The sequence below is a fragment of the Moraxella sp. CTOTU46934 genome, assembly GCF_031979465.1.
In the GTDB taxonomy this organism is placed as follows: domain Bacteria; phylum Pseudomonadota; class Gammaproteobacteria; order Pseudomonadales; family Moraxellaceae; genus Faucicola; species Faucicola tetraodonis.
In genome coordinates this window covers 56,985-77,625 of the sequence record NZ_DALZEG010000003.1, presented here as the reverse complement: position 1 = coordinate 77,625, position 20,641 = coordinate 56,985, and the positions used below count along the sequence as shown (strand labels likewise).

General features: G+C 43.6%; 20 protein-coding genes. 10 read left to right on the top strand and 10 right to left on the bottom strand.

Translation table 11 applies throughout. From position 1 onward, the window contains the following. The first annotated feature begins 9 nt into the window (after nucleotides 1–9). Nucleotides 10–204, top strand: coding sequence for an exodeoxyribonuclease VII small subunit (xseB, locus tag RTN07_RS04100; RefSeq protein WP_076776608.1), 195 nt, complete (start codon nucleotides 10–12; stop codon nucleotides 202–204). Nucleotides 205–272: 68 nt separating this feature from the next. On the opposite strand, the gene RTN07_RS04095 is transcribed toward xseB, so the two are convergent. Then, nucleotides 273–2,321 (bottom strand): potassium transporter Kup, encoded by a 2,049-nt coding sequence (locus RTN07_RS04095; RefSeq protein WP_312175960.1) that lies wholly within the window; start codon nucleotides 2,319–2,321, stop codon nucleotides 273–275. A 513-nt stretch (nucleotides 2,322–2,834) separates the two neighbouring features. On the opposite strand from RTN07_RS04095, the gene RTN07_RS04090 reads away from it, so the two are divergent. Continuing rightward, nucleotides 2,835–3,392, top strand: coding sequence for a TetR/AcrR family transcriptional regulator (locus RTN07_RS04090; RefSeq protein WP_096488966.1), 558 nt, complete (start codon nucleotides 2,835–2,837; stop codon nucleotides 3,390–3,392). Between the two features lie 88 nt (nucleotides 3,393–3,480). Here the strand turns inward: RTN07_RS04090 and RTN07_RS04085 are convergent, their stop codons facing one another. Next, nucleotides 3,481–4,593 carry a metallophosphoesterase gene (locus RTN07_RS04085; RefSeq protein WP_312175957.1) on the bottom strand — a complete coding sequence of 371 codons (1,113 nt, stop codon included), beginning with the start codon at nucleotides 4,591–4,593 and terminating at the stop codon, nucleotides 3,481–3,483. 260 nt (nucleotides 4,594–4,853) lie between these two features. Between RTN07_RS04085 and mnmA the strand changes: the two genes are divergently transcribed. Further along, the gene (gene mnmA / locus RTN07_RS04080; RefSeq protein ID WP_312175954.1) at nucleotides 4,854–6,029 is read left to right on the top strand and encodes a tRNA 2-thiouridine(34) synthase MnmA; all 1,176 of its coding nucleotides are present in this window, start codon (nucleotides 4,854–4,856) and stop codon (nucleotides 6,027–6,029) included. 70 nt (nucleotides 6,030–6,099) lie between these two features. On the opposite strand, the gene RTN07_RS04075 is transcribed toward mnmA, so the two are convergent. From RTN07_RS04075 to tnpA, 4 genes are all read right to left on the bottom strand, one after another. Continuing rightward, a complete protein-coding gene (locus RTN07_RS04075) occupies nucleotides 6,100–6,978 on the bottom strand; it encodes a metal ABC transporter permease (RefSeq protein WP_060995929.1) in 879 nt (292 codons plus the stop codon). A gap of 63 nt (nucleotides 6,979–7,041) precedes the next feature. Beyond that, nucleotides 7,042–7,836 (bottom strand): metal ABC transporter ATP-binding protein, encoded by a 795-nt coding sequence (locus RTN07_RS04070; protein ID WP_050325403.1) that lies wholly within the window; start codon nucleotides 7,834–7,836, stop codon nucleotides 7,042–7,044. A 204-nt stretch (nucleotides 7,837–8,040) separates the two neighbouring features. Continuing rightward, nucleotides 8,041–9,225, bottom strand: coding sequence for a metal ABC transporter solute-binding protein, Zn/Mn family (locus tag RTN07_RS04065; protein WP_312175951.1), 1,185 nt, complete (start codon nucleotides 9,223–9,225; stop codon nucleotides 8,041–8,043). A 227-nt stretch (nucleotides 9,226–9,452) separates the two neighbouring features. After that, entirely contained in the window at nucleotides 9,453–9,863 is a 411-nt protein-coding gene (gene tnpA, locus RTN07_RS04060) for an IS200/IS605 family transposase (RefSeq protein ID WP_312175948.1), read from the bottom strand. 48 nt (nucleotides 9,864–9,911) lie between these two features. Here tnpA and RTN07_RS04055 point away from each other — a divergent pair, with 48 nt between their 5' ends. Together RTN07_RS04055 and RTN07_RS04050 are read left to right on the top strand one after the other, a co-directional pair. Further along, the gene (locus RTN07_RS04055; protein WP_312175945.1) at nucleotides 9,912–11,015 is read left to right on the top strand and encodes an RNA-guided endonuclease InsQ/TnpB family protein; all 1,104 of its coding nucleotides are present in this window, start codon (nucleotides 9,912–9,914) and stop codon (nucleotides 11,013–11,015) included. Nucleotides 11,016–11,146: 131 nt separating this feature from the next. After that, entirely contained in the window at nucleotides 11,147–11,917 is a 771-nt protein-coding gene (locus RTN07_RS04050) for a MipA/OmpV family protein (RefSeq protein ID WP_312175942.1), read from the top strand. Between the two features lie 79 nt (nucleotides 11,918–11,996). Here RTN07_RS04050 and RTN07_RS04045 read toward each other — a convergent pair whose 3' ends face one another. After that, nucleotides 11,997–12,266, bottom strand: a complete 270-nt coding sequence (locus RTN07_RS04045; protein WP_138019347.1) for a hypothetical protein — start codon at nucleotides 12,264–12,266, stop codon at nucleotides 11,997–11,999. Nucleotides 12,267–12,326: 60 nt separating this feature from the next. Continuing rightward, nucleotides 12,327–13,202, bottom strand: a complete 876-nt coding sequence (locus RTN07_RS04040; RefSeq protein ID WP_239742435.1) for a DNA/RNA non-specific endonuclease — start codon at nucleotides 13,200–13,202, stop codon at nucleotides 12,327–12,329. A 280-nt stretch (nucleotides 13,203–13,482) separates the two neighbouring features. Between RTN07_RS04040 and queC the strand changes: the two genes are divergently transcribed. The 5 genes from queC to rlmKL all read left to right on the top strand — a co-directional run bounded on the left by queC (nucleotide 13,483) and on the right by rlmKL (nucleotide 18,781). Further along, nucleotides 13,483–14,193, top strand: coding sequence for a 7-cyano-7-deazaguanine synthase QueC (gene queC, locus RTN07_RS04035; RefSeq protein ID WP_312175937.1), 711 nt, complete (start codon nucleotides 13,483–13,485; stop codon nucleotides 14,191–14,193). Nucleotides 14,194–14,300: 107 nt separating this feature from the next. Beyond that, entirely contained in the window at nucleotides 14,301–14,615 is a 315-nt protein-coding gene (locus RTN07_RS04030; protein WP_312175934.1) for a hypothetical protein, read from the top strand. A gap of 145 nt (nucleotides 14,616–14,760) precedes the next feature. Beyond that, on the top strand, nucleotides 14,761–15,261 hold the full coding sequence (locus tag RTN07_RS04025; RefSeq protein ID WP_312175932.1) for a peroxiredoxin: 501 nt from the start codon (nucleotides 14,761–14,763) through the stop codon (nucleotides 15,259–15,261). 60 nt (nucleotides 15,262–15,321) lie between these two features. Continuing rightward, nucleotides 15,322–16,452, top strand: a complete 1,131-nt coding sequence (locus tag RTN07_RS04020) for a mechanosensitive ion channel family protein (RefSeq protein ID WP_312175929.1) — start codon at nucleotides 15,322–15,324, stop codon at nucleotides 16,450–16,452. A gap of 82 nt (nucleotides 16,453–16,534) precedes the next feature. Further along, nucleotides 16,535–18,781, top strand: a complete 2,247-nt coding sequence (rlmKL, locus tag RTN07_RS04015; RefSeq protein ID WP_312175927.1) for a bifunctional 23S rRNA (guanine(2069)-N(7))-methyltransferase RlmK/23S rRNA (guanine(2445)-N(2))-methyltransferase RlmL — start codon at nucleotides 16,535–16,537, stop codon at nucleotides 18,779–18,781. A 90-nt stretch (nucleotides 18,782–18,871) separates the two neighbouring features. On the opposite strand, the gene RTN07_RS04010 is transcribed toward rlmKL, so the two are convergent. Together RTN07_RS04010 and RTN07_RS04005 are read right to left on the bottom strand one after the other, a co-directional pair. Then, entirely contained in the window at nucleotides 18,872–19,705 is an 834-nt protein-coding gene (locus RTN07_RS04010) for an META domain-containing protein (protein WP_312175925.1), read from the bottom strand. Nucleotides 19,706–19,902: 197 nt separating this feature from the next. After that, the gene (locus RTN07_RS04005; RefSeq protein WP_007115366.1) at nucleotides 19,903–20,541 is read right to left on the bottom strand and encodes a peroxiredoxin; all 639 of its coding nucleotides are present in this window, start codon (nucleotides 20,539–20,541) and stop codon (nucleotides 19,903–19,905) included. Between the last annotated feature and the right edge of the window lie 100 nt (nucleotides 20,542–20,641).

The following is a 20,641-nucleotide window of genomic DNA, read 5'->3' as shown; positions in this document are numbered from 1 at the left end:
GGAATAACCATGACCGAGCCAACCGATTTTAAAAGCGCCTATGAGGTGCTAAAAACAAATGCACAGCGCTTGCAAAATAGCCAAGAGCCCAACATCGACGCACTGATGACCATTGTAGCGGAGTCCATTGACGCCTATAAAGTATGCCAAGCGCGAATTGATGCCGTCGAAGCCTCGCTGAATCAAGCATTTGAAACAGACTAAGTCACAATCAAGCAGAAAAGCAGAAAAAAAAGCCACTATCGAAGGAATGGCTTTTTTATGTTAGACATTTAAATTTCTACTTTGGCACCCATTTCTACCACATTGTTGCTAGGAAGTTTTAGAAACTCAGCCGCGGTGCCGGCATTACGGTGCATATGGGCAAACAATTTTTCACGCCATAACGCCATACCTTTGATGCTCTCAGATGCCACCACCGCCTCATGGGATAAGAAATAACTCACCTTGGCAGGATCGAAATCAAAGTTAAATTGCTGAATGTGTTTGAGTGAGTCTGGCACATCAGGGTCATTTTTAAAGCCAAAATTGAGCACCACCTTCCAGCAATTGTGTCCCAAATAGGTCACTTCACTACGTTTGCTAAGACCCACCCAAGGGGTTTCTAGGGTATTCACAGTGACAAAGATATTGTACTCATGCAAGCATTTATTGTGCTTTAAGTTTTGTTTCAACGCCACGGGTACGATATCGACTTCAGAGACCATAAATACAGCAATGCCTTTGATTTTTTTGATATTTTCAAACAGCACTTGGCAGCGCTGGTTGATTAAGATTTTCTCTTGCAGTACCGCTTGCTGATTTTGCAGCTCTTGGATATTCTCAAGTGGCGCGTTTTCAATATCTTGGGTCAGCTTTTCTAATTTGCCTTGCGTCGACTCCAAAGCTATTTGTAAGCGTTTATTGGTAAAACTACCAAACAAGTCATCCAAGAAATTTTTTAAGTTAATTTGTCTTGTGGTATGGGCAATTCTCACCAAGTTACGCCCATCTCGCCAAGTCATCATGAGCACAAACATGACGCCCCCTAACAACAATGGGAACCAGCCGCCTTTGAGGAGCTTAAGCAGATTTGACGCCCAAAACAAGAAATCCACCACAAAGAACAATGAGGTCGCAGCAATACACAGTAGCAAAGGATATTTCCACGCATAGCGAATCACAAAGAAGGTCAATATCGTGGTAATCAGCATATCCGTACAAACCGCAATACCATAAGCGGCCGCTAACGCACCCGATGATTTGAACATCACCACAGCAAACGCAATTGCGATAAATAAGCCCCAGTTAATCGCTGGAATATAAATCTGACCCACTTCTTTGACATTGGTATACACAATACGCATACGCGGTAAAAAGCCAAGTTGCACCGCTTGTTTGGTGATACTAAACGCCCCAGAAATCAGCGCTTGTGACGCAATCACCGTCGCTAGAGTTGCCATTACCACCATCGGAATACGCATGGCATCTGGAATCATCAAAAAGAAGGGATTGGATTTGCCATCAGGGTTGGCGAGTAAAAATGCGCCTTGACCAAAATAATTGAGCAACAAGGCGGGCATGACAATGGAAAACCAAGCGATACGAATCGGTTTTTTGCCAAAATGCCCCATATCGGCATACAAGGCTTCACCGCCTGTCACGCACAACACAACTGCCCCCAAAATGATAAAGGCGAGTGTCGGATTGTTCATCACAAACTGATAAGCATAAATAGGATTGATGGCTTGCAAGATTTCGACATTGTGCTGAATATGATAAACCCCAATGCCAGCAATCAACAAAAACCACAGCACCATCACAGGTCCAAACAGTTTACCAATACCTTTGGTACCAAATTTTTGCACAAAAAATAACAGGAACAAAATGGTCAGCGTGGCAGGAATTACCACACTATGCAGCCGCGGCGATACCACCGTCAAACCTTCTACTGCCGATAGCACCGAGATGGATGGGGTAATCACCCCATCGCCATAAAACAAGCAGGTACCAAATATCCCCATGGTCATGATGACTGCGTGCAATTTTGGGCGATGTTTCACCGCGCTTGATGCCAAAGCGAGCATCGCAATCAGACCGCCTTCCCCTTTATTGTCGGCACGTAGCACCAACGAGATGTACTTGAGACTGACGATGATGGTAATCGTCCATACAAATAATGACAGCACCCCATAGATATTGGCAACGTTAAAGGCGACATGACCAGAATTAAAAACTTCTTTGACTGAATACAGTACACTGGTACCGATATCGCCATAAACGACCCCGATTGCCCCTAACGTGAGTGCAGGAACCGAGGTTTTAGCATGTGCTTTACTCATAAATTAACGACGCAATTTGATAAGATGGATTATTATAAGTCGAATTATAAAATTGCGGTTAAATTATATTTTGTAACCAAAGTTATCTATGTACTTGACGATAGTAACATTTTAGCAGGTTGAATTTAAACTGCGTTTGCTTTGCCTAGATATTACGTCTATTAGCAGAATATTTTTAACGACTGTCAGCGTGGTTTCAACGATTTTTTTGTGCTTATCGCAAACCTTGATTGGCAAAATCTAAAAAATCCGACGGCAGGCAGACGGATTTATCATAGAAAATAGCTTGATTATGTCATTTGATACGTTTAATGGGTGGCAATATAAAACCATCCTCAACAGCTTTTAAGCATCAAATAAAACATAAATGTTGCATAAGGGTACAGTTAGGTAGATAATGTTGTTTATTGCAAAAATTTTGCGCAATTCATGCGATTGCTAAAATTTAAAGCCTAAGACATAAAGCATAAGACATAAAGCGTAAGATAAAGCGCGTAAGGGTACCAAAAAGCGATGAACGAAAATGATTTACGGGTCATTAAGACTGAACAACATATCGAGCAAGCTTTTCTGGCATTACTGCAGCAGAAACGTTACCGCGCCATCACTGTCCAAGATATTTTAGATACTGCAGCGATTAATCGCTCAACCTTTTATCGTCATTATGCCAGTAAAGAGGCGCTGGCGGAGAAAATGGTGAGTAATTTTCGCCAAGTGTATGAGAAGTTTTTAACTGAACGCTTTAGTGTCGCCAGTCAAGAAAATTTACTGATGTGTTTGGAACAATTTTGGGCGTTTATTCACGCGCAAAAACAACGCATACTGGCTTTTTGGCAAATCAAAACCCCAAATATCCATTTATATGATGATATGTATGCGTTAATCAAACAAAATTATATTGAGCATGCTAAGCGTCATGGACGCCCAGGCGACTTGGAGTTTCAAGGGCATACGTATGCAGGGATTATATTAAATAATTTAAGTTACTGTCTGCAGCAAGACCACCACATATCACTCGAGGATATTCGTAGCAACATACAACTGATGATGCAGACAGTGTCTATACAATAGTCTTTCATGGCAATAACCTGTCATCGCCATAATTTACAATAACTTCGATACGCTCACTAACAGCCAGTTTTAAGCGCTAAAGTCCTATTTAGGATTTTTTACCGACTAAATCAATCACCCAAAGCTCCGCTTGCGAGCCCAGCCGAAATGGCACACCCCAAAAACCATAACCCGAGCTTACAATCACATCGGTATTGTTGATACGTTCATAGCCGTAACCCAAACGATTTAAGAATTTGACAATGAAATTGGCAGGAAATATTTGCCCATTATGGGTATGTCCAGACACTTGCAAATCAATCGGTAATTGTACGTTTTGTTCAATCTCATTGGGCTCATGGTCAAGTAAAATTATCGGCTTATCCGTATTTGACGGTATTAAGTCCTTGGTCGCTTTACGATAACTGGCATGATTATCCAGTCGTCCTACCAACCAAAACTGATTATCAACCAACACTTTGTCATCTGCCAATAAGGTAATATTGGCTTTTTGGATCGCATCGCGAATCTCGCCTTCATGCCCATACATGTCATGATTACCTAGTGTGGCATACGCGCCCATTGGCACTGCTCTTGCTAGTTGTTGCAGCGCGGGCTGCATATTTTGCGAGGTATAATAATCAACATTATCATCCATGATATCGCCAGGCATGAGCAGCAGTTGCACGTTCTGTGCTTTTACCATATCGGTTAATCGGTTAATTTGCCGCTCACCGACCATTAGACCCAAATGCAGGTCTGAAACCATCCCAATCCGAATCGGTTTAGCAAGTGGCTGATTGGCAGTCAAGGTGATATGACGAATGGTGGGTGTATAAGCATTATAAATACCCATCAACACCATGCCAAAAAACACCAGCGGCAACAAAATGCGTTCCCCGTAAATTTGATAACTCACGGCATTAAAAAATTGCGGGGCAACTTTCATCAACACCAAATTGATAATGCCCACCGCCACCATCGACATGATGACAAACCACAAAATAGTCAGCCAAGTCATAGACAGCTTAAGCCCAAAGCTCGTCAATCGTGCGATGCCAAATACCAATAACGCATTACTTATCACAAATAGACTAATCATCAAATAGCGAGAAGAGCGATCGGATAACCAAGACCCTGCCCACCACTGCAGCCCCCGCCCCGCGCCATAAGTAAACAATTCAAACAACAATACAATGACGGTCAGAAATATCCAACGCATACCAGCCCCAAATTTTTTATCATAAGTAAAGGTTATATAAAGAATGTTTGTGAATTTACAATGTCGCTTTATCTATTAAAGCCAATCAGTGAATTTGAAAAAATCAATTAATATAATTTGCGCATTAAAAAACCCAACTTACGAGAATAAGTTGGGTTTTTTCGATATCGGCTCATCCGATAACGGTATTGTGGCAGGTTTATTAATTTTTAACAAGCAATAAATTTGCTATAATAACGCTTTTGGCACTTTTAAAAATTATGACTTATTCAACTGCTGTTAATTTATCTGATATTGCGAGCCCTGCCAAAACCCGCGTCATTGTGGGGATGTCAGGGGGAGTTGATTCTTCTGTCACCGCCGTTTTGCTCAAACAAGCAGGCTTTGATGTTGAAGGCTTGTTTATGAAAAACTGGGAAGAAGATGACGGTACCGAGTATTGTACCGCCATGACTGACCTTGCCGATGCGCAAGCGGTCGCCGATAAAATCGGCATTAAACTGCATACCGCCAACTTTGCCATGGAATATTGGGATCGCGTATTTGAGCATTTTTTGGCAGAATATAGCGCCGGTCGCACCCCAAATCCTGATATTTTATGCAACAAAGAAGTCAAGTTTAAAGCCTTTTTGGATTATGCGCTAACTTTGGGGGCGGATTATATTGCCACCGGTCACTATGCGCGCCGCGGTTTTGGCGATGAAAATGGCAAAGCGCCACTACTGCGCGGACTTGATAACAATAAAGACCAAAGCTATTTTCTGCACGCGGTGGCAGGCGATAAAATCGCCAAAACCTTGTTCCCTGTGGGTGAGTTAGAAAAATCTGAAGTACGCCGTATTGCTGAGCAGTATGATTTAGCGACTGCGAAGAAAAAAGACTCTACGGGTATTTGCTTTATCGGCGAGCGACGCTTTAAAGACTTTTTACAGCAGTATTTGCCCGCTCAAAAAGGCGATATCTATACCGATGATGGCAAAAAAATCGGCACCCACGATGGCTTAATGTATTACACACTCGGTCAACGTGGGGGTATTGGTATTGGTGGGGTCAAAGATAGAGATGAGGCGCCTTGGTTTGTATTGCACAAAGACTTGGATAATAATCGCCTGATTGTTGGTCAAGGGCATGACCATCCGATGTTACAATCCACCGAATTGACTGCCTATAAGCTTGACTGGGTGGTTGATGCACCCGCCCAACTGTTTACTGCCCAAGGTTATCGCTGTACCGCCAAAACGCGCTATCGTCAGCCCGATCAAGCCTGTACAGTTTTTGCCCTTGATGAAACGGGTGACACCATAAAAGTGGTGTTTGACGAGCCACAGCGCGCGGTGACACCCGGTCAGTCTTGTGTGTTTTATCGAGATGACATCTGTTTAGGCGGTGGCGTTATTCAAACCATCGATGCCCCCACTAGCCTGGCTGAAGTTTAAAGTTTAAATACACATCCATATACAAACAGCGCAAATTGATACCATTTGCGCTTTTTTTATACCCTGTTGATTAAGAAAAGTTTGCAGCTAAGCGTTTGTTCCACCCCGCTTTTTTTCGTAAGTAGCCAATTCCCCAGCAGCTTAAATAAATCACAAATGAAATGGTGGTGATATAAGGTGAAATCGGCAGTCCAGGTCCTAACGATAATAATATGCCGCCAACTCCAGCGATAATGGCAAACAGCATAGACAACAAATAGACATAGATAGGTCTAGCCGTCACTTGACTCGCCGCTGCCGCAGGCGTGATGAGTAACGATAATAGCAGCAATGCACCGACAAACTGCACACTCACCGCCACCACAAGACTCAGTGCAAACATAAACAGCAAAGATAAAAATGTTAAATTCAAATGCTGCGCTTGGGCAACTTGCGGATCGACTGCGGCAAATAACATGCGCTGACCAAATATGGCGATGATTGACAGTACAATCACCGCAACCACTAACATCGACTGCAATTCAGCGGGCGTGATTGCAACAATTTGCCCGGTTAATAAGCCAAATTTATTGGAGGAGCGCCCTTGATACAAGGATAAAAACAACACCCCCAGCCCAAGCCCGAATGGCAACAAAATACCCACCACTGAGTTGCGGTTTTTGCCATCAATCCCCATGACCCCTAGCACCATGCCAGCCGTCACCGCCCCAATGACGGCACCTAGCGTCACTGAAGACCCTAACCATAAGGCACACGCCGCCCCTGCAAACGACAGCTCGGCTGTCCCATGCACGGCAAACGCCATGTCCCGTGCCTGAACCATCGGTCCCATGAATCCCGCCATCACACCCAACAATACCGCGGCCACGATGGACGTCGACACCAAGGGCAACAGCTCAGCAAAGTTATCAAAATTGATGATGGTATGTAGCCAAGTTGTGAGCAGCATGTAAATTCCAAAAGTTAAAAAACCATCGAATGTGATGGCTTGTTTTTGATTGAAGCAAATAAATTAGCGAAATCGATTGATTAAGTCGACACCACCGAGCTTGGCAGTCGCATTTTCAAGGCACAGCACTTTATCTACCAAAGGTATAATCGGCTCGAGTTCATGGCTAATCATCAAAATCGCGGTATGATGTGCTTGTTTGCGATGGGCTAAAATATCACTGACCACATACTGGCTTGCCACATCAAGGCTCAGCAGCGGCTCATCCATCAACAAAACATCAGGCTCAGCGACCAAGGCTTGGGCGATACGCATGCGCTGCTGCTCACCACCCGACAGCATGGTAAGTGGCGCATCACAAAATGACTCACCACCGACTTCCGCAATGGCTTTATCCACCAAATATTTTTTTTGTTTTGCTGTCTGCCAAAAACCGCCCAAGGTTTTTTTCGGGCTAAATACACCAAACAGATAATTTTCCCCATCCAGCCCTAGCTGCACCAAGTCCCTACCCCGAATCGGTAGTTTTGGCGCAAAGTCTTTGAGCTGAGGCACATAGCCCACTCGAATATCTTTGCCAAGCGTGATTGAACCACTTGATAGTGGCACAAGTTTGAGTAAACTTCGCAGCAGTGTGGTCTTGCCTGTACCGTTGGCGCCGAGCAGTGCCACAAATTCACCCGATAAAATCGAAAAATTGACATCCTGCCAGAGCAGACGTTGTCCAAAGTGCATACTGCCATCTTTGACTTGCAGAACGACTTGCTGTGAATGGGGCGGTTTGACAAACGATTGGCAATGAATAGCCTGCTCAAACTGCCGCTCGCTATTGGCTATTTTGGTGGTTGACATGGGCATGGTGGCTACTTCTTCATCCTAACAGCAAGATTAACGACAAGATCCTAAAGGCGAGGATGGTTGATTGGCAATATCACATTGCAAAAAATCTGGGCTAAAAAATTTAAGCATTATAAGCGATAACCAGCCAATACTATACCAATTAACGCAAATTTTTCCCCAAATGCGCTAATGGGTAATCTAAAATTTTTAGGCTAATTAAAATTAGCGCGTCGCGGCCGCAAAATCATCCAGGGTTTTTTCAATAAATTGCGTATAGCTTGTCACGCCATCGGGCAGAGTTTCATAGACCGCCACAACCGGTACTGTTGATGCCTTCGCCAATGTGATTAGTTGCTTTGAGGTAGCATCCTCGGTCTGGGCATTGACAACCAACAAACCCACTTGTTTATTGCTCAGCAGGCTTTTGCTGTCATTGAGCACTTTGACCGATACCCCCGCATCCGTCTCTGATTGCACAGCATAGGCTTTTGGCGTCACATCCTTGATGCCCATATCTGCTAGCAAATACCCGATGACGGGCTCAGTAGCAAAGGCAGTGATGGCTTTTCGCTGTCCGATTTGTTGGGCTTTGACTTTAAGCGCATCAATTTGCTGGATGAATTGCTGGGTATTTTTCGCATAAATTGCTTGATTGGCAGGTGATGTTGCAGCCAATTGCTTGTTGACCGCTTCAGCCACTTTTTTTGCTGTATCAAGGGAGAAAAACACGTGCTCATTGAAGTCACCGTGCGAGTGACTATGTACTTCGCTATGCCCTGCACTGGGCACGTGAGGATGATCAGATGGTTGCGGATCAGCGGTCTTTATTTCGTGTTGGTGTTGTTCACTGGCAGGCTCATCTGCCGCATTGTCTATGTTAGGCGACAGTCGTGAAAGTGCTACGGCATTAATCACTACAGGTTTATGACTCACCGACTCAGCTAAGCTCATACCCCAATTATCATACCCGCCACCGTTGACCAGCATGATAGCGGACTTAGTGATATTAAGCTTGTCGGTCGCTGTGGCTTGATAATCATGCGGATCTTGTGATAAATCATCAACCCCCACAATCACATTAACTTTATCCCCCCCGACCGCTTTAGCCACCGAGCCCCACACATTGGTGGTCGCATATACGGTGGGTAATTGGGTATCAATAACGATGTTTGATGAGACGTTATTTTTTGCTGAGGTATTGTTTGTAGCTGAGCTATTTGATGCGGATTGATTTGAGGCTGATTGCGTTGAAGTGGATGGATTGTCAGTTTGCTTTTGGCAGCCTGTTAATCCCCCCAATAGGCTCATCGTTAATGTTAGCCCTGCAATTGTGGGGATTTTTAGTGGCATTAGTAGCAAAAAAGGTCGGCTAAAAAAAGCATATTTGTTAATCAATGCGTTTATCATGCTGGGTTGCCCAATTAAGTATCGAGAATATTAAAAATGTTATATTATAACATTTTAATAGTGTTCTCAAGGTAGCTCAATAATTTATGCTGGCTTGGATTTCATCTATCGCACCTTTAAATTCAACTATTTGCGCTGACCTTTTTATCCTCTGTTGCCGTAAAACCACCGACTTCAGGCGGTGGATATAAGGCAACTCCGCAATCATGCTTACACACAGATGGTATTTAGTGCGGTGTATTCTGCTGTTCAATGTACTGGCGGATAATCTCAACTGGAGGACCACCACAACTACCTGCAAAATAACTAGGCGACCACAACGCTTCTCCCCATAACTGCTCTTTAAGAGACGGATATTCTTTTTTACGCAATAACCGACTAGACACGCCTTTCAAGCTATTCACCAAACTAGAAATAGCCACTTTGGGCGGATAAACCACCAATAAATGCACATGGTCACTTTCACCGTCAAACTCAACTAGTTGAGCCTCAAACTTTGAACAAACTTTCTCAAAGATAACCTGCATATCGTCTAAAATCTCTTTAGTGAATACTTTTTTGCGGTATTTAGCCACAAAGACCAAATGCACATGAAGATTGTAAACAACGTGCCTACCAAGTCTTAAATCGTTTGACATATAATTAGACCAAATGTAAAATATAAAAATCTAATTATACTTGAACCCATGAAAACACTCAAGCTACGCATACGAGATAAACACACAGCAAAGCTTAACCGCCTAAGCGGTTCGGTTAATTTCGTGTGGAATTATGTCAATGATTTGAGTTATAGACACCTACAAAAAACTGGCAAATTCTTTAGTGCTTACGACCTAAACGACTACACCAAAGGTAGCGGTGAACTACTTGGCTTACACTCGCAAACCATTCAAGCCATCAATGAAACCCACGCCAAAGCTAGAAAACAATTCAAAAAAGCTAAATTGTCATGGCGAACCAACAACCCAAATTCAAAGCGTAAAAACTTAGGTTGGCTACCATTCAAACAATCCGCCATTAAGCACATTGCCACACACCAAACTGGTAAAAAGGGCTTAAAATCTACCTTACAACTATCTTTAGCCAAAGGGCAAAAGCTAGTCATTGATCTATGGGACAGCTACAACCTTAGCCTATATCAAATCAACACGCTGGAAATTGTCCAAGACAGCCGTAACCGTTGGTATGCGTGTATTACCGTCAAACAATACCCTAAAACTACTTGTGGAACAGGTAGCGTAGGCATTGACTTAGGGCTTAAAGACAGTGCCACTACCTCAAGCGGTGACAAACTCACCATCAAGCAAACGCTCAAATATGCCAAAGATTTAGCCATTGCTCAACGAGCTAAAAACAAACAACGTGTCAAAGCGATCCATGCCAAAATCAAAAACACACGCCAAGACCTCATCCATAAATTCACCACCCAATTAGTCAAAGACAATGCCCTAATCGTGGTAGGTGACGTTAGAACTACCCAATTTAACAGTAAAAAAGGCAAACTAGCCAAATCGGTTTACGATGCAGGTTGGTTTGAACTCAAGCGACAACTGACCTACAAATGCGAGAACGCAGGTTGCCGTTTTGAAATCGTGAATGAGAAATACACTACCCAAACTTGCTCGTGCTGTGGCGATATGTCCAGTAGTCCGAAAGGTAGAGCAGGTTTGCGAATAAGAGAATGGACTTGTGCAACGTGTGGCACACGGCATGATAGAGATATTAACACCAGTAAGAACATTCTTGCGGTTGGGCTTAACCGTCTTGTAGAAGGAATCCCCTCACTTTAGGGAGGGGAGGAAGTCAAGCCATAATAAATTTATCATCTTGCTGTATGGTTCACAGGCAAATTGGTTGTTATTTTCTACGCTTTACGCCTGTCAGCACTTTTTTGTATGACCCACTCTCACAGGATGTTTTTATGAAACAATTTTTCGCGCCTTGTCTGGTACTTGCCAGTATGTTGGGCACAACATTTGCCCACGCAGCCTCTATGCCAGTGGATACCAATGCCCGCTTTAAACTAGGGTTAAACGCGTCAATCAATCATTATGCGTACGACAAGGACAATGATGTTACGGTCATGCCACAGGCATTTTATGACAACAATCGACTCTACATTGAAGGCAGTGAAGCGGGCTATTATCCCTACAAAGATGCACAAAACGAATGGCGATTGACCGCAAGCTATGATAGCCGTTCATTTGATCCAGACGATGCGAGCACAGCGGCGTTAAAAGGACTCGATGAGCGTAAATGGTCTGCTATGGTAGGTACAAGCTATATGCGCATCACCCCGTATGGCGGCTTTAAAGCGCAAGTGGAAACTGATGCGTTAGGTCGCAGTGATGGTACTAGCGCAAAAGTGGCGCATTTGAGCAGATTTAAAGCAATGGATGATAAAATCACCATTTATCCTGAGTTAGGACTGCAGTGGTACAATGACAAGTACAACAACTACTACTTTGGTGTTTCTGAGCAAGAATCGCTACGCACCGGGATAAAAGCTTATAACGCTGATAGTAGCGTTACCCCCTATGTGAATGTCAGTGCCAGTTACGCCATTTCACCACGCTGGAGTGCATTTATCAGTCAGCATTTAGAGTATTTGAGCGATGAGCAAAAAGACAGCCCACTGGTTGATAACCGTGTCGACAGCAAAACTAAAATTGGCTTTAACTATCAGTTTTAATGCCTAGTTTGATGCCTAGCCTGCCCATAAATAGCTTGCCCATAAAAAGCGCAAATTGTTTGATTTGCGCTTTTTTTATTTATAAGAAAGGATTATTTACTTCGTCCACGTGCGACGCTTGCTGTTGTTGCGTGGCAGATTTTTCCACCGTTTGCGCTTGATGGGCTTCTAAATACGCAATGATTTGACTCAATACATCTTGTAATTGTTTTGCCGTGGCTAAACTTTGTTTATCCAACGTAAACGTCGCACTACCATAGAGATTGACTTGCTCTCCTTGATTCTCAAGGGTAAATTCGCCTAAGCCAACGCTTTGGCTATCATTTTGAAATGGTTTAAAAGCACTCATCTTTTTCCCTTGTTTAGTTGCTAATTTGCTAGTTTTTGACTTGCTAATTACTACTTATGGTTATGGTGAAATAGTTGCTACATTACTCGGCAAACTGGGAAATGCATTGACCCCGGTGCGTTTTTTAAGGGTGCTTAGGCTAATTTTTTCAACGGTTCCGCTATCATCATTCGGGCTAAAAAATGCCATCGCTTGATGTTGTGATGGCAAATATACCGCTTTAAAAAAATGCGATGGCACCAGCACACGATTTTTTAGCCGTTTGACTTCCGGTGTTAGAAATGCCACCCCTGTCACCACATAAGCTGAGCCGTATTGGTTGGTCAGGTTGCGAGTTTGTGTTTCAATTTTTACCCAAGTTTTACGGTTGTTGTCAGGTGTTTGTGGGGCAATATTGGCCAAACTAAAGCTATCAAATTGTGAGTCCGGGTTTGCCATATCAGCATTGGGCGCTAAATGCCCTCTGTCAAATCCGGTACGGGTATAATCGCTCAATAAGCTACGCACCTCGGTTGGCAGGCGAGTTTCTTCATGAAAGTTATCCTCTCTGACCAAGGTTTTGGCAGCCGTTATTCGTTGTCGCGTCAAATGCTCAGCGACCCAAATCGGGGTTTTGGTGACACCCGAATACATCACCGCGAAGCCATTAAAGCACAGGGGGTAGGTTTTTTGCGATAGCTTAGCAGTAATTGTCGGCTGGGTTTTCTCCAAAAACTCGCTGGCGCATTTTTGTAGCGCCTTGTCTAGCGAACGCGTGGTGAGTGCTTGGGTATCTGGGTTCGCTTGGGTGTTAGGAATAGTGGCAGGGGTATTAATAGTATTGCTATCGGGCTTGGCGGTTGAGGGCGCAACACTACAACCTGTCAAATACAGCAAGCCAACGCTTATGGCTGATAAGATGGCAGTATGGCTAACAAAATGGGTTTGAACTATCATGAGTGACCTTAAACAAAGAAAAAATAAAAAATGATGCAATGACGACAATGGTATGGTTTGGGCTAAAGTGTCAGATAACGTAGTTTAAAGCTCGGTTTAAAACTTCTTGGTTATTTTATAAGTTTTTTTAGTGGAATACGCAAATATTTACTGGTAGTGATAGCAGTTTTTTGAAATGTTTTTTGGCTAATATTGCGTTGACTATTTTTATCCCCATATTTTCCCATCAACAATTGCTTCAGTTCTGATAAAATACACCTTTTGTCGTTAGTAAATTTTTATGAGTACATCAACCACACCACAAAACGCCGTCGTCTTACTCTCGGGCGGGCTAGATTCCGTGACTTGCCTTTACTGGGCAAAAGCCAATTATGCCAACGTCACAGCGGTAAGCTTTAACTACGGTCAGCGCCACAATAGCGAACTTAATGCCGCCAAAAAAATTGCCGCGACTGCCCAAGTCAACCACCGTATTATTCATATTGATTTGGCACAGTTAGGTGGCTCGGCGTTGACCGATGCTTCGCTGGTGGTACCCGATGCCAAACAAACAGATTTTAGCGATAATCAGCATAATGACAGCATTCCAATCACCTATGTACCCGCGCGTAATACCATCTTTTTGTCGTATGCGCTGGCATTGGCAGAGGTGACACAGTCCAATGCCATTGTGATTGGCGTCAATGCAGTCGATTACTCAGGCTATCCTGATTGTCGTCCTGAATATATTGAAGCCTTTGAAAAGATGGCAAATCTCGCTACCAAAGCAGGTGTGATGGGCAATCATCTCCACATTGCAACGCCATTGTTGCATTTAAGTAAAGCAGAAATCATTAAGTTGGGGGTATCGCTGGGGGTGGATTATGCATTGACTGTGTCATGCTACCGCGCAGATAGCGAAGGGCGAGCCTGTGGGCACTGCGATAGCTGTTATTTACGACAGCAAGGTTTTTTACAAGCTGAAATAGATGACCCAACTATTTATCAGTAATCTATCATCATCAAATCCTGCCAGCTTTATTGCGTCAACGGTAAAGCTAGCCATTGTACGATTGAACACCTGCTGTTCTATACTGCTGTCTTTTATGAGGATAAACTATGAAACATTCAGCCATCGCAACCCTATTTGCTAGCATGGTTTTGCCGTTTGCCGCACATGCCGCCAACCCACAATACGTCAATGCTTGCGCTACCCAAATGACCGATAAACACATCACTGATGCCGCTTCTGCAAAAAAAGTATGTACTTGTGTGGTAGATGAACAATCGAAAATCACCCAAGCGCAAAAAAATGAGCTTGATACCTGGGTAAAAAGTGGCAAAGATGTTCGCCAAAACAAAACCTTCCAAACCATCAGTGCGCGTATGAAAGCGTGTGGCAACGGCGTTAAATTTAATAAAGCCCGTCCCTAATCGGCTACAATCAAGTCCATAATCGATAGAGCCGCGCCACCAGACCAGTTGTTTACTGGTCTTTTTTTGTTTTGTCGCATGAAGAAGTTTGTACTCAATCTGGCTTTCTGATATTGTTAATTCAATTTTTGCTTGGGAAATGCCCATGACTCAACTACCCAATTTTTTGGTCACCATTGTGGAAGCGGATACCAGCCGTCATGCTACAGCGCAGCCGCAATTTATCCAGCGTCAAATCAACCTGCCAGCATATGCCAAACAAGCAGACAAAGGCTTGATTCTGTACTTTTATCCAAAAGACAACACCTCAGGCTGTAGTGTACAAGCGCAAGATTTTAGCCAGCATTTGACTCAACTGCAGCAGCTTGGCTATCAAGTCATTGGCGTATCAAGAGATAGTGTCAAAAGCCATGAAAAATTTATCAGCAACCAACAGATTAATTTTGCACTGGTGAGTGATACCGATGAACAACTTTGCCAATATTTTGGCATCATTGCCGAAAAAAAACTGTACGGCAAAGTCAGCCTTGGCGTGGTACGTTCAACCTTAATTTTCGACAACGCCGGCAAACTGGTTTATGAGATGCGTAATGTCCGCGCCAAGGGGCATATTGATAAATTACTTGCGATATTACCCACCCTTTAACTCAAATTAAGCCAAACACCTTATTTTATTTTGATTTTTTGACTCGAGATCACTCATTGTATGTCCGTGAACCAATTTTTTAAAAATATCTATCACGACTTGTATTATGACGTCTATAAAGCAGTCGGTGGTTCGCTCGAAGATGAAGCGGTTAATTGGCCGCTGTATCTCTCCAAACTTGCCAGTACAGGCATCAAAATTATGGTACTGTTGGCTATTTTGGGCGTGGTCTATCGGTTAAGTTTGTTGCTCATCAATTCTGCCCGTTTTATCGCCAAAGACAGTAAATACAGCCAATCGTTAAGGCTCATCGCACGGTTGATGTGGTTATTTTCAAGTTTGCTTGCGGTGATGAGTCAGCTTAATTTTGAACCTGAAACAGTCAAAGCCACTGCCAAAGCCGGTATTTGGTCAGTGATTTTTTATATGGCGTGGTACAACCTCGGCTATTTGATGCAAAAAATGCTCAAAAATTATGGGCTAAACGCGTCGATTGAACAATTACTGCATAATTTGTTGTCCATGCTCATCATCGTATTATGGATTGCCTCGGTGATGTCGCAGTTTGGTTTTGATATTGTGTCTGTGGTCGCAGGTCTTGGAATTGCAGGTATCGCAGTGGGTTTTGCGGCACAAGCCACACTTGCCAACTTTATTGCCGGTATCACCATTTTGATTGAGCAGTCATTTCAAGTCGGTGATTGGGTCAGCATTAATGAAAAAGAAGGCAAAGTGGTGCAAATCGCCTTGCGCACTACCCAAATTTTGACCCGTGACAATATCACCGTGATTTTCCCCAATTCAACCGTTGCCTCAGCCGAAGTCATTAATTTGACTGCCAAAAATCTGATTCGTTTTGATATTGAAGTGCGTATCGCGTTGGAAGCTAATATTGAAAGCGCTCGCGCTATTATTCTTGATATTTTAGCCAACACCAAAGAGGTATTAGAGCGTCCTGCGCCCACAGCGACAGTGGATAAAATTGGCGATTTTGGGGTGTTTTTTATCGTGCGGTTTTGGGTCAATCCGCCACACGTGTCTCGAATGCCATTTATCAAAGAAAATCTACGCGAACAAATCAAAGTAGCACTCGATGATGCCGGCATTGCCACACCTTACCCTCATATGCAGCTTTTAATGCCAAGCGCAATGCCAAGCGAAGCAGCCCCATCGGTAAAAACTTCTCCATAATTTCAGACATTCTGTCATTTGTCCTTTGCTAATCATGCTAAAATACGCCATTAATCAACTTTGACTTTTTTTGGCAGTATTTATGACAGACAGCAATACAACGCCCGTTGGGCAAACTTTTCACATTGTCATCACTTGTGCCGATGGGCTAGAGATTCCCCTGCAAACTGAGCTGGCAAGCTTTGGTATAGATACACAAATTGAGCGCACGGGTCGGCTGATGGCGACATTGACGCTAGCGCAGATTTATCAAGTTTGTCTATGGTCTCGTGTGGCATCGCGGGTATTGTTACCACTGGGCAAAAAGAACATCAATCCCGAGTACGATATTGCAGAACAGCTCTATACCTTTGCCAAAACGGTCAAATGGACCCAGTTATTTGATTTGGAACAAACCTTTGCGATTCGTTTGACCCTAGATAAGCGCGTACAAGCCAACCAGCAATTCACCATGCTGCGCGTTAAAGATGCGATTGCCGACCAATTTAACGAGCAGTTCGGTCGTCGCCCCAATGTCGATAAAAACCCCGATTTTGGCATTGTCGCTACGGTGGGTGACAAACAAGCTGAATTGTATTTAGACTTATCAGGTACCAGTTTGCACCGCCGTGGTTATCGTGCTGCGATGACTGAAGCACCACTCAAAGAAAACTTGGCGGCTGCCCTGCTCTATAGCGTGAATTTTCACACCACCCAATTTGACAGTATCGTCGACCCGATGTGTGGCTCAGGCACGCTGATTATTGAAGCCTTGCTGATGAGCGCGGATTATGCTGTAGGACTGGATAAAGCCGATAGCCAATTTGGGTTTTATGCATGGCAACATCATGATACTGACCTTTGGGAGCGTATGGTGCAAGACGCGCAAACCCGTTTTCATCATCGCCTAAATGCCATGGCAAATGGCGAGATGCCCGCGGTATTTGCTTTTGATATGGACGCAGGCGCGGTTCGAGCCACGCATAAAAATTTAATCGCCGCAGGTTTGACGCCTATCATCAACCGTATTACCTTGCAGCAGCGCTCACTGGCGACCCTTAATTTGGCACTAGAAAAACAAGTCAATGGCTGGGTCAATCCCCTGTTTATCACCAACCCACCGTATGGTGAGCGTCTGGGTGAACAAGAATTGATTAAACCCTTGTATCAAGGTCTGGGTAAAAAACTACAAGCCCTGTTTGCAGATAGCCCTGCCAAAGTGACTTTGGGTGTCCTCGCTGCCAAAGTTGAACAAGCCGACGTACTACCCCTTGCCGAGCCAAAAACCCTACGCTGTCACAATGGTGCTATCACCGTTTATTTTCGTTATGGTGAGCTGTTAAAGAGTAAAGACACACCGCTGATTACGCGCTTTGAAAAACGTGAAATCGCCGTAGAAGAAGGTCAAGATTTTATCAATCGACTACAAAAAAATCTTGCCAATCTGCGCAAGCTGGCTCATAAACAAGCCGTGACCAATCTGCGTGTATACGATGCCGATTTGCCCGACTTTAAAGTAGCAGTGGATGTATATGGCGAATTTGTGCATGTGCAAGAATATGCCGCCCCTAAATCAATCCCGTTAGAGACCGCCAAAAAGCGCTTTAATCTAGCGCTGCATGGCGTGCGTGAAGCCTTGCAAGTAAACCGTGAGCAAGTGTTTATCAAAACCCGCGCCCGCCAATCCGGCAATGAGCAGTATGAGAAAAAAGCCAATTCGGGTAAATTCCATGTGGTCAGCGAGCCAACCGCCAACAACCAACGGGCGTATTTTTTGGTGAACTTTAGCGATTATTTGGATACAGGGTTATTCCTTGACCATCGCAGCATCCGAAAAATTATTGCAGAAAACTCACGCGGTAAAACGGTGCTTAATCTGTTTGCTTATACTTGTACTGCCAGCGTTCATGCGGCATTGGGCGGGGCAAAAGCGGTGACATCGGTGGATTTATCACAAAACTATCTGGATTGGGGACGCAAAAATTTTGCCCTAAACGGCTTGCCAGATTTGCCAAGCTACCAGTTTATTGCCCAAGATATTTTTGAATGGATTAAAAGCAATACTGAGCAGTACGATGTGATTTTTATCGATCCGCCGACTTTTTCTAATTCCAAGAAATTTCAAGGTACCTTTGATGTGCAGCGCGACCATGTACCACTCATCAACCGTGCCATGAATCGCTTATCCGCTGAAGGCGTGCTGTATTTTTCTAACAATTTTACCAAGTTTGTGCTCGATGACGAAATCAACAACCGTTATCACGTTGAAGAAATGACCAGCCAAACCATCGGCTTTGATTTTGATAGTAAACGCCCTATTCACCAGTCGTGGGCAATTCGTCATAAGTAATTGATAATTTACGATAAAAAAGATGACTAGTAATAAAAAGCGATGGTTAATTAAGTTTAGCCATCGCTTTTTTATGTTGATAAACCTTTATTATTTATCTAGTGCTTTGCTTTCGATAATCCTATCTAATACATACAAGTTGCCATAGCCTTTGGTATCGGTCGGTGGGGTGCGATAGCGAGTCAAGCGTAAAACCCGCTGTGCGCTTTCATCATGACGATAACCCATGATGGGCGCATCGAGAAGATACCATTGACCCACCGCTGTTTTTAGTCCCTGATTGTCATAATTGATGTCGCGCACTTCTAGGCACTTTTTATCGGTGACGTTGTCGCAATACTGCCATTTGGGTTTGACCTCCAAAAATACGGTTTCCCCTTTGCCGTATTTTACTTCAGGCTTTAATTTACCTACCCACTGAAGCCAGCTACCATCAGCCGTGGTTTGCGACAATACTGCATCTACTTGAGTTTCCATTATTTGTAGCTCACTTGGGCTTTGCATCTGTTTAGCAAGCCATTGTTCCCGTGCTTGCAATTCACCACAACCCATTAAAGTACTAATACCTGTCCCAATGGGTTGCATGGTATTTTTGCTTAGGCTATATTGATTTGATAGTTGGTTACAGCCTACATTATAGGTTATGTGATTTTGGTTAAAGTTTAGCGTGACTTTGCCATTCTGTGTTTGCAAGTATGAACCATTCCACGTAATCGGGTCTGTGCTATTGATATTGTTAAGCTGCCAATCATAACTCTGTAAAGAATTAGTGGTGGGGGTAGAGCCGATAAAGATGGGCAACTGCACGTATGGCACTCTTTCACTAGGGGCTGATGGGTTAGTATTCACCGTTTGGCAACCCGTCAGGGCAAGCATGAGCAATGCGCTGGTTTTAAAGCTACCTTTAACTTGATTGTTTATCATTCTTTATATCCATTATTACGCCATTAATTGAAGTTTAGCCAAATATTTATGGTTACTCAGCATCCGTTCTGTAAATTTAGTTCAGTACCTTTAAGTTTAGTTGAGTATATTTAATGGGAGAGTTGGCATAAAAAAACCCAGTCAAGCGACTAGGTTTTTGATTTTAAACTTAACATAAACAGTCTTAACATAAACAGTTATTTATTCGGTTGTGGCGTGGTGCGTAGATAAGGCTTAATTTCTTTATGACCTTTTGGGAATTTCGCGGCGATTTCTTCATTTTTGACGCTTGGCGGGATAATCACATCGTCCCCGTCTTGCCACTCAACTGGCGTTGCAATGCCATAATTATCTGACAATTGCAAGGCATCAATCACCCGTAAAATTTCATTGAAGTTACGACCTACGGCGGCTGGGTAAGTGAAAGTTAACCGCAGTTTATGCTGTGGATCGATAATGAATACGCTACGAACCGTGTGCGTGGTTGACGCATTTGGGTGAATCATGTCGTAAGCTTCCGATACTTTTTTATCGGCGTCTGCAATGATGGGGAAATTCACCTCGCAGCCTTGGGTTTCTGAGATATCGCCCGCCCAAGCTTTGTGATCTTCGACGCTATCGACTGATAAAGCAATCGGTTTGACATGGCGCTTTTTGAATTCATCACCCAATGATGCCGTGCGTCCTAACTCCGTGGTACAAACTGGGGTAAAGTCTGCCGGATGTGAGAATAAAACCACCCAATTATCACCTTGCCAATCGTAAAAATTGATATTCCCTTCGGTGGTTTGTGCGTCAAAATTTGGTGCCGTGTCGCCAATTCGTAATTGTGCCATCGCTGACTCCTTATAATTTGATTAATCGTATATGGTTATTGTTTGATATCGGTCTATCACAGAGACTCAGTAAAATTTTAACAGATTCTAAATTCATTAA

Excerpts from the sequence above, each read along its gene's own strand:
- xseB (WP_076776608.1), top strand. The coding sequence starts at position 10 with ATGACCGAGCCAACCGATTTTAAAAGCGCCTATGAGGTGCTAAAAACA.
- RTN07_RS04095 (WP_312175960.1), bottom strand. The coding sequence starts at position 2,321 with ATGAGTAAAGCACATGCTAAAACCTCGGTTCCTGCACTCACGTTAGGG.
- RTN07_RS04090 (WP_096488966.1), top strand. The coding sequence starts at position 2,835 with ATGAACGAAAATGATTTACGGGTCATTAAGACTGAACAACATATCGAG.
- RTN07_RS04085 (WP_312175957.1), bottom strand. The coding sequence starts at position 4,593 with ATGCGTTGGATATTTCTGACCGTCATTGTATTGTTGTTTGAATTGTTT.
- mnmA (WP_312175954.1), top strand. The coding sequence starts at position 4,854 with ATGACTTATTCAACTGCTGTTAATTTATCTGATATTGCGAGCCCTGCC.
- RTN07_RS04075 (WP_060995929.1), bottom strand. The coding sequence starts at position 6,978 with ATGCTGCTCACAACTTGGCTACATACCATCATCAATTTTGATAACTTT.
- RTN07_RS04070 (WP_050325403.1), bottom strand. The coding sequence starts at position 7,836 with ATGCCCATGTCAACCACCAAAATAGCCAATAGCGAGCGGCAGTTTGAG.
- RTN07_RS04065 (WP_312175951.1), bottom strand. The coding sequence starts at position 9,225 with ATGATAAACGCATTGATTAACAAATATGCTTTTTTTAGCCGACCTTTT.
- tnpA (WP_312175948.1), bottom strand. The coding sequence starts at position 9,863 with ATGTCAAACGATTTAAGACTTGGTAGGCACGTTGTTTACAATCTTCAT.
- RTN07_RS04055 (WP_312175945.1), top strand. The coding sequence starts at position 9,912 with ATGAAAACACTCAAGCTACGCATACGAGATAAACACACAGCAAAGCTT.
- RTN07_RS04050 (WP_312175942.1), top strand. The coding sequence starts at position 11,147 with ATGAAACAATTTTTCGCGCCTTGTCTGGTACTTGCCAGTATGTTGGGC.
- RTN07_RS04045 (WP_138019347.1), bottom strand. The coding sequence starts at position 12,266 with ATGAGTGCTTTTAAACCATTTCAAAATGATAGCCAAAGCGTTGGCTTA.
- RTN07_RS04040 (WP_239742435.1), bottom strand. The coding sequence starts at position 13,202 with ATGATAGTTCAAACCCATTTTGTTAGCCATACTGCCATCTTATCAGCC.
- queC (WP_312175937.1), top strand. The coding sequence starts at position 13,483 with ATGAGTACATCAACCACACCACAAAACGCCGTCGTCTTACTCTCGGGC.
- RTN07_RS04030 (WP_312175934.1), top strand. The coding sequence starts at position 14,301 with ATGAAACATTCAGCCATCGCAACCCTATTTGCTAGCATGGTTTTGCCG.
- RTN07_RS04025 (WP_312175932.1), top strand. The coding sequence starts at position 14,761 with ATGACTCAACTACCCAATTTTTTGGTCACCATTGTGGAAGCGGATACC.
- RTN07_RS04020 (WP_312175929.1), top strand. The coding sequence starts at position 15,322 with ATGTCCGTGAACCAATTTTTTAAAAATATCTATCACGACTTGTATTAT.
- rlmKL (WP_312175927.1), top strand. The coding sequence starts at position 16,535 with ATGACAGACAGCAATACAACGCCCGTTGGGCAAACTTTTCACATTGTC.
- RTN07_RS04010 (WP_312175925.1), bottom strand. The coding sequence starts at position 19,705 with ATGATAAACAATCAAGTTAAAGGTAGCTTTAAAACCAGCGCATTGCTC.
- RTN07_RS04005 (WP_007115366.1), bottom strand. The coding sequence starts at position 20,541 with ATGGCACAATTACGAATTGGCGACACGGCACCAAATTTTGACGCACAA.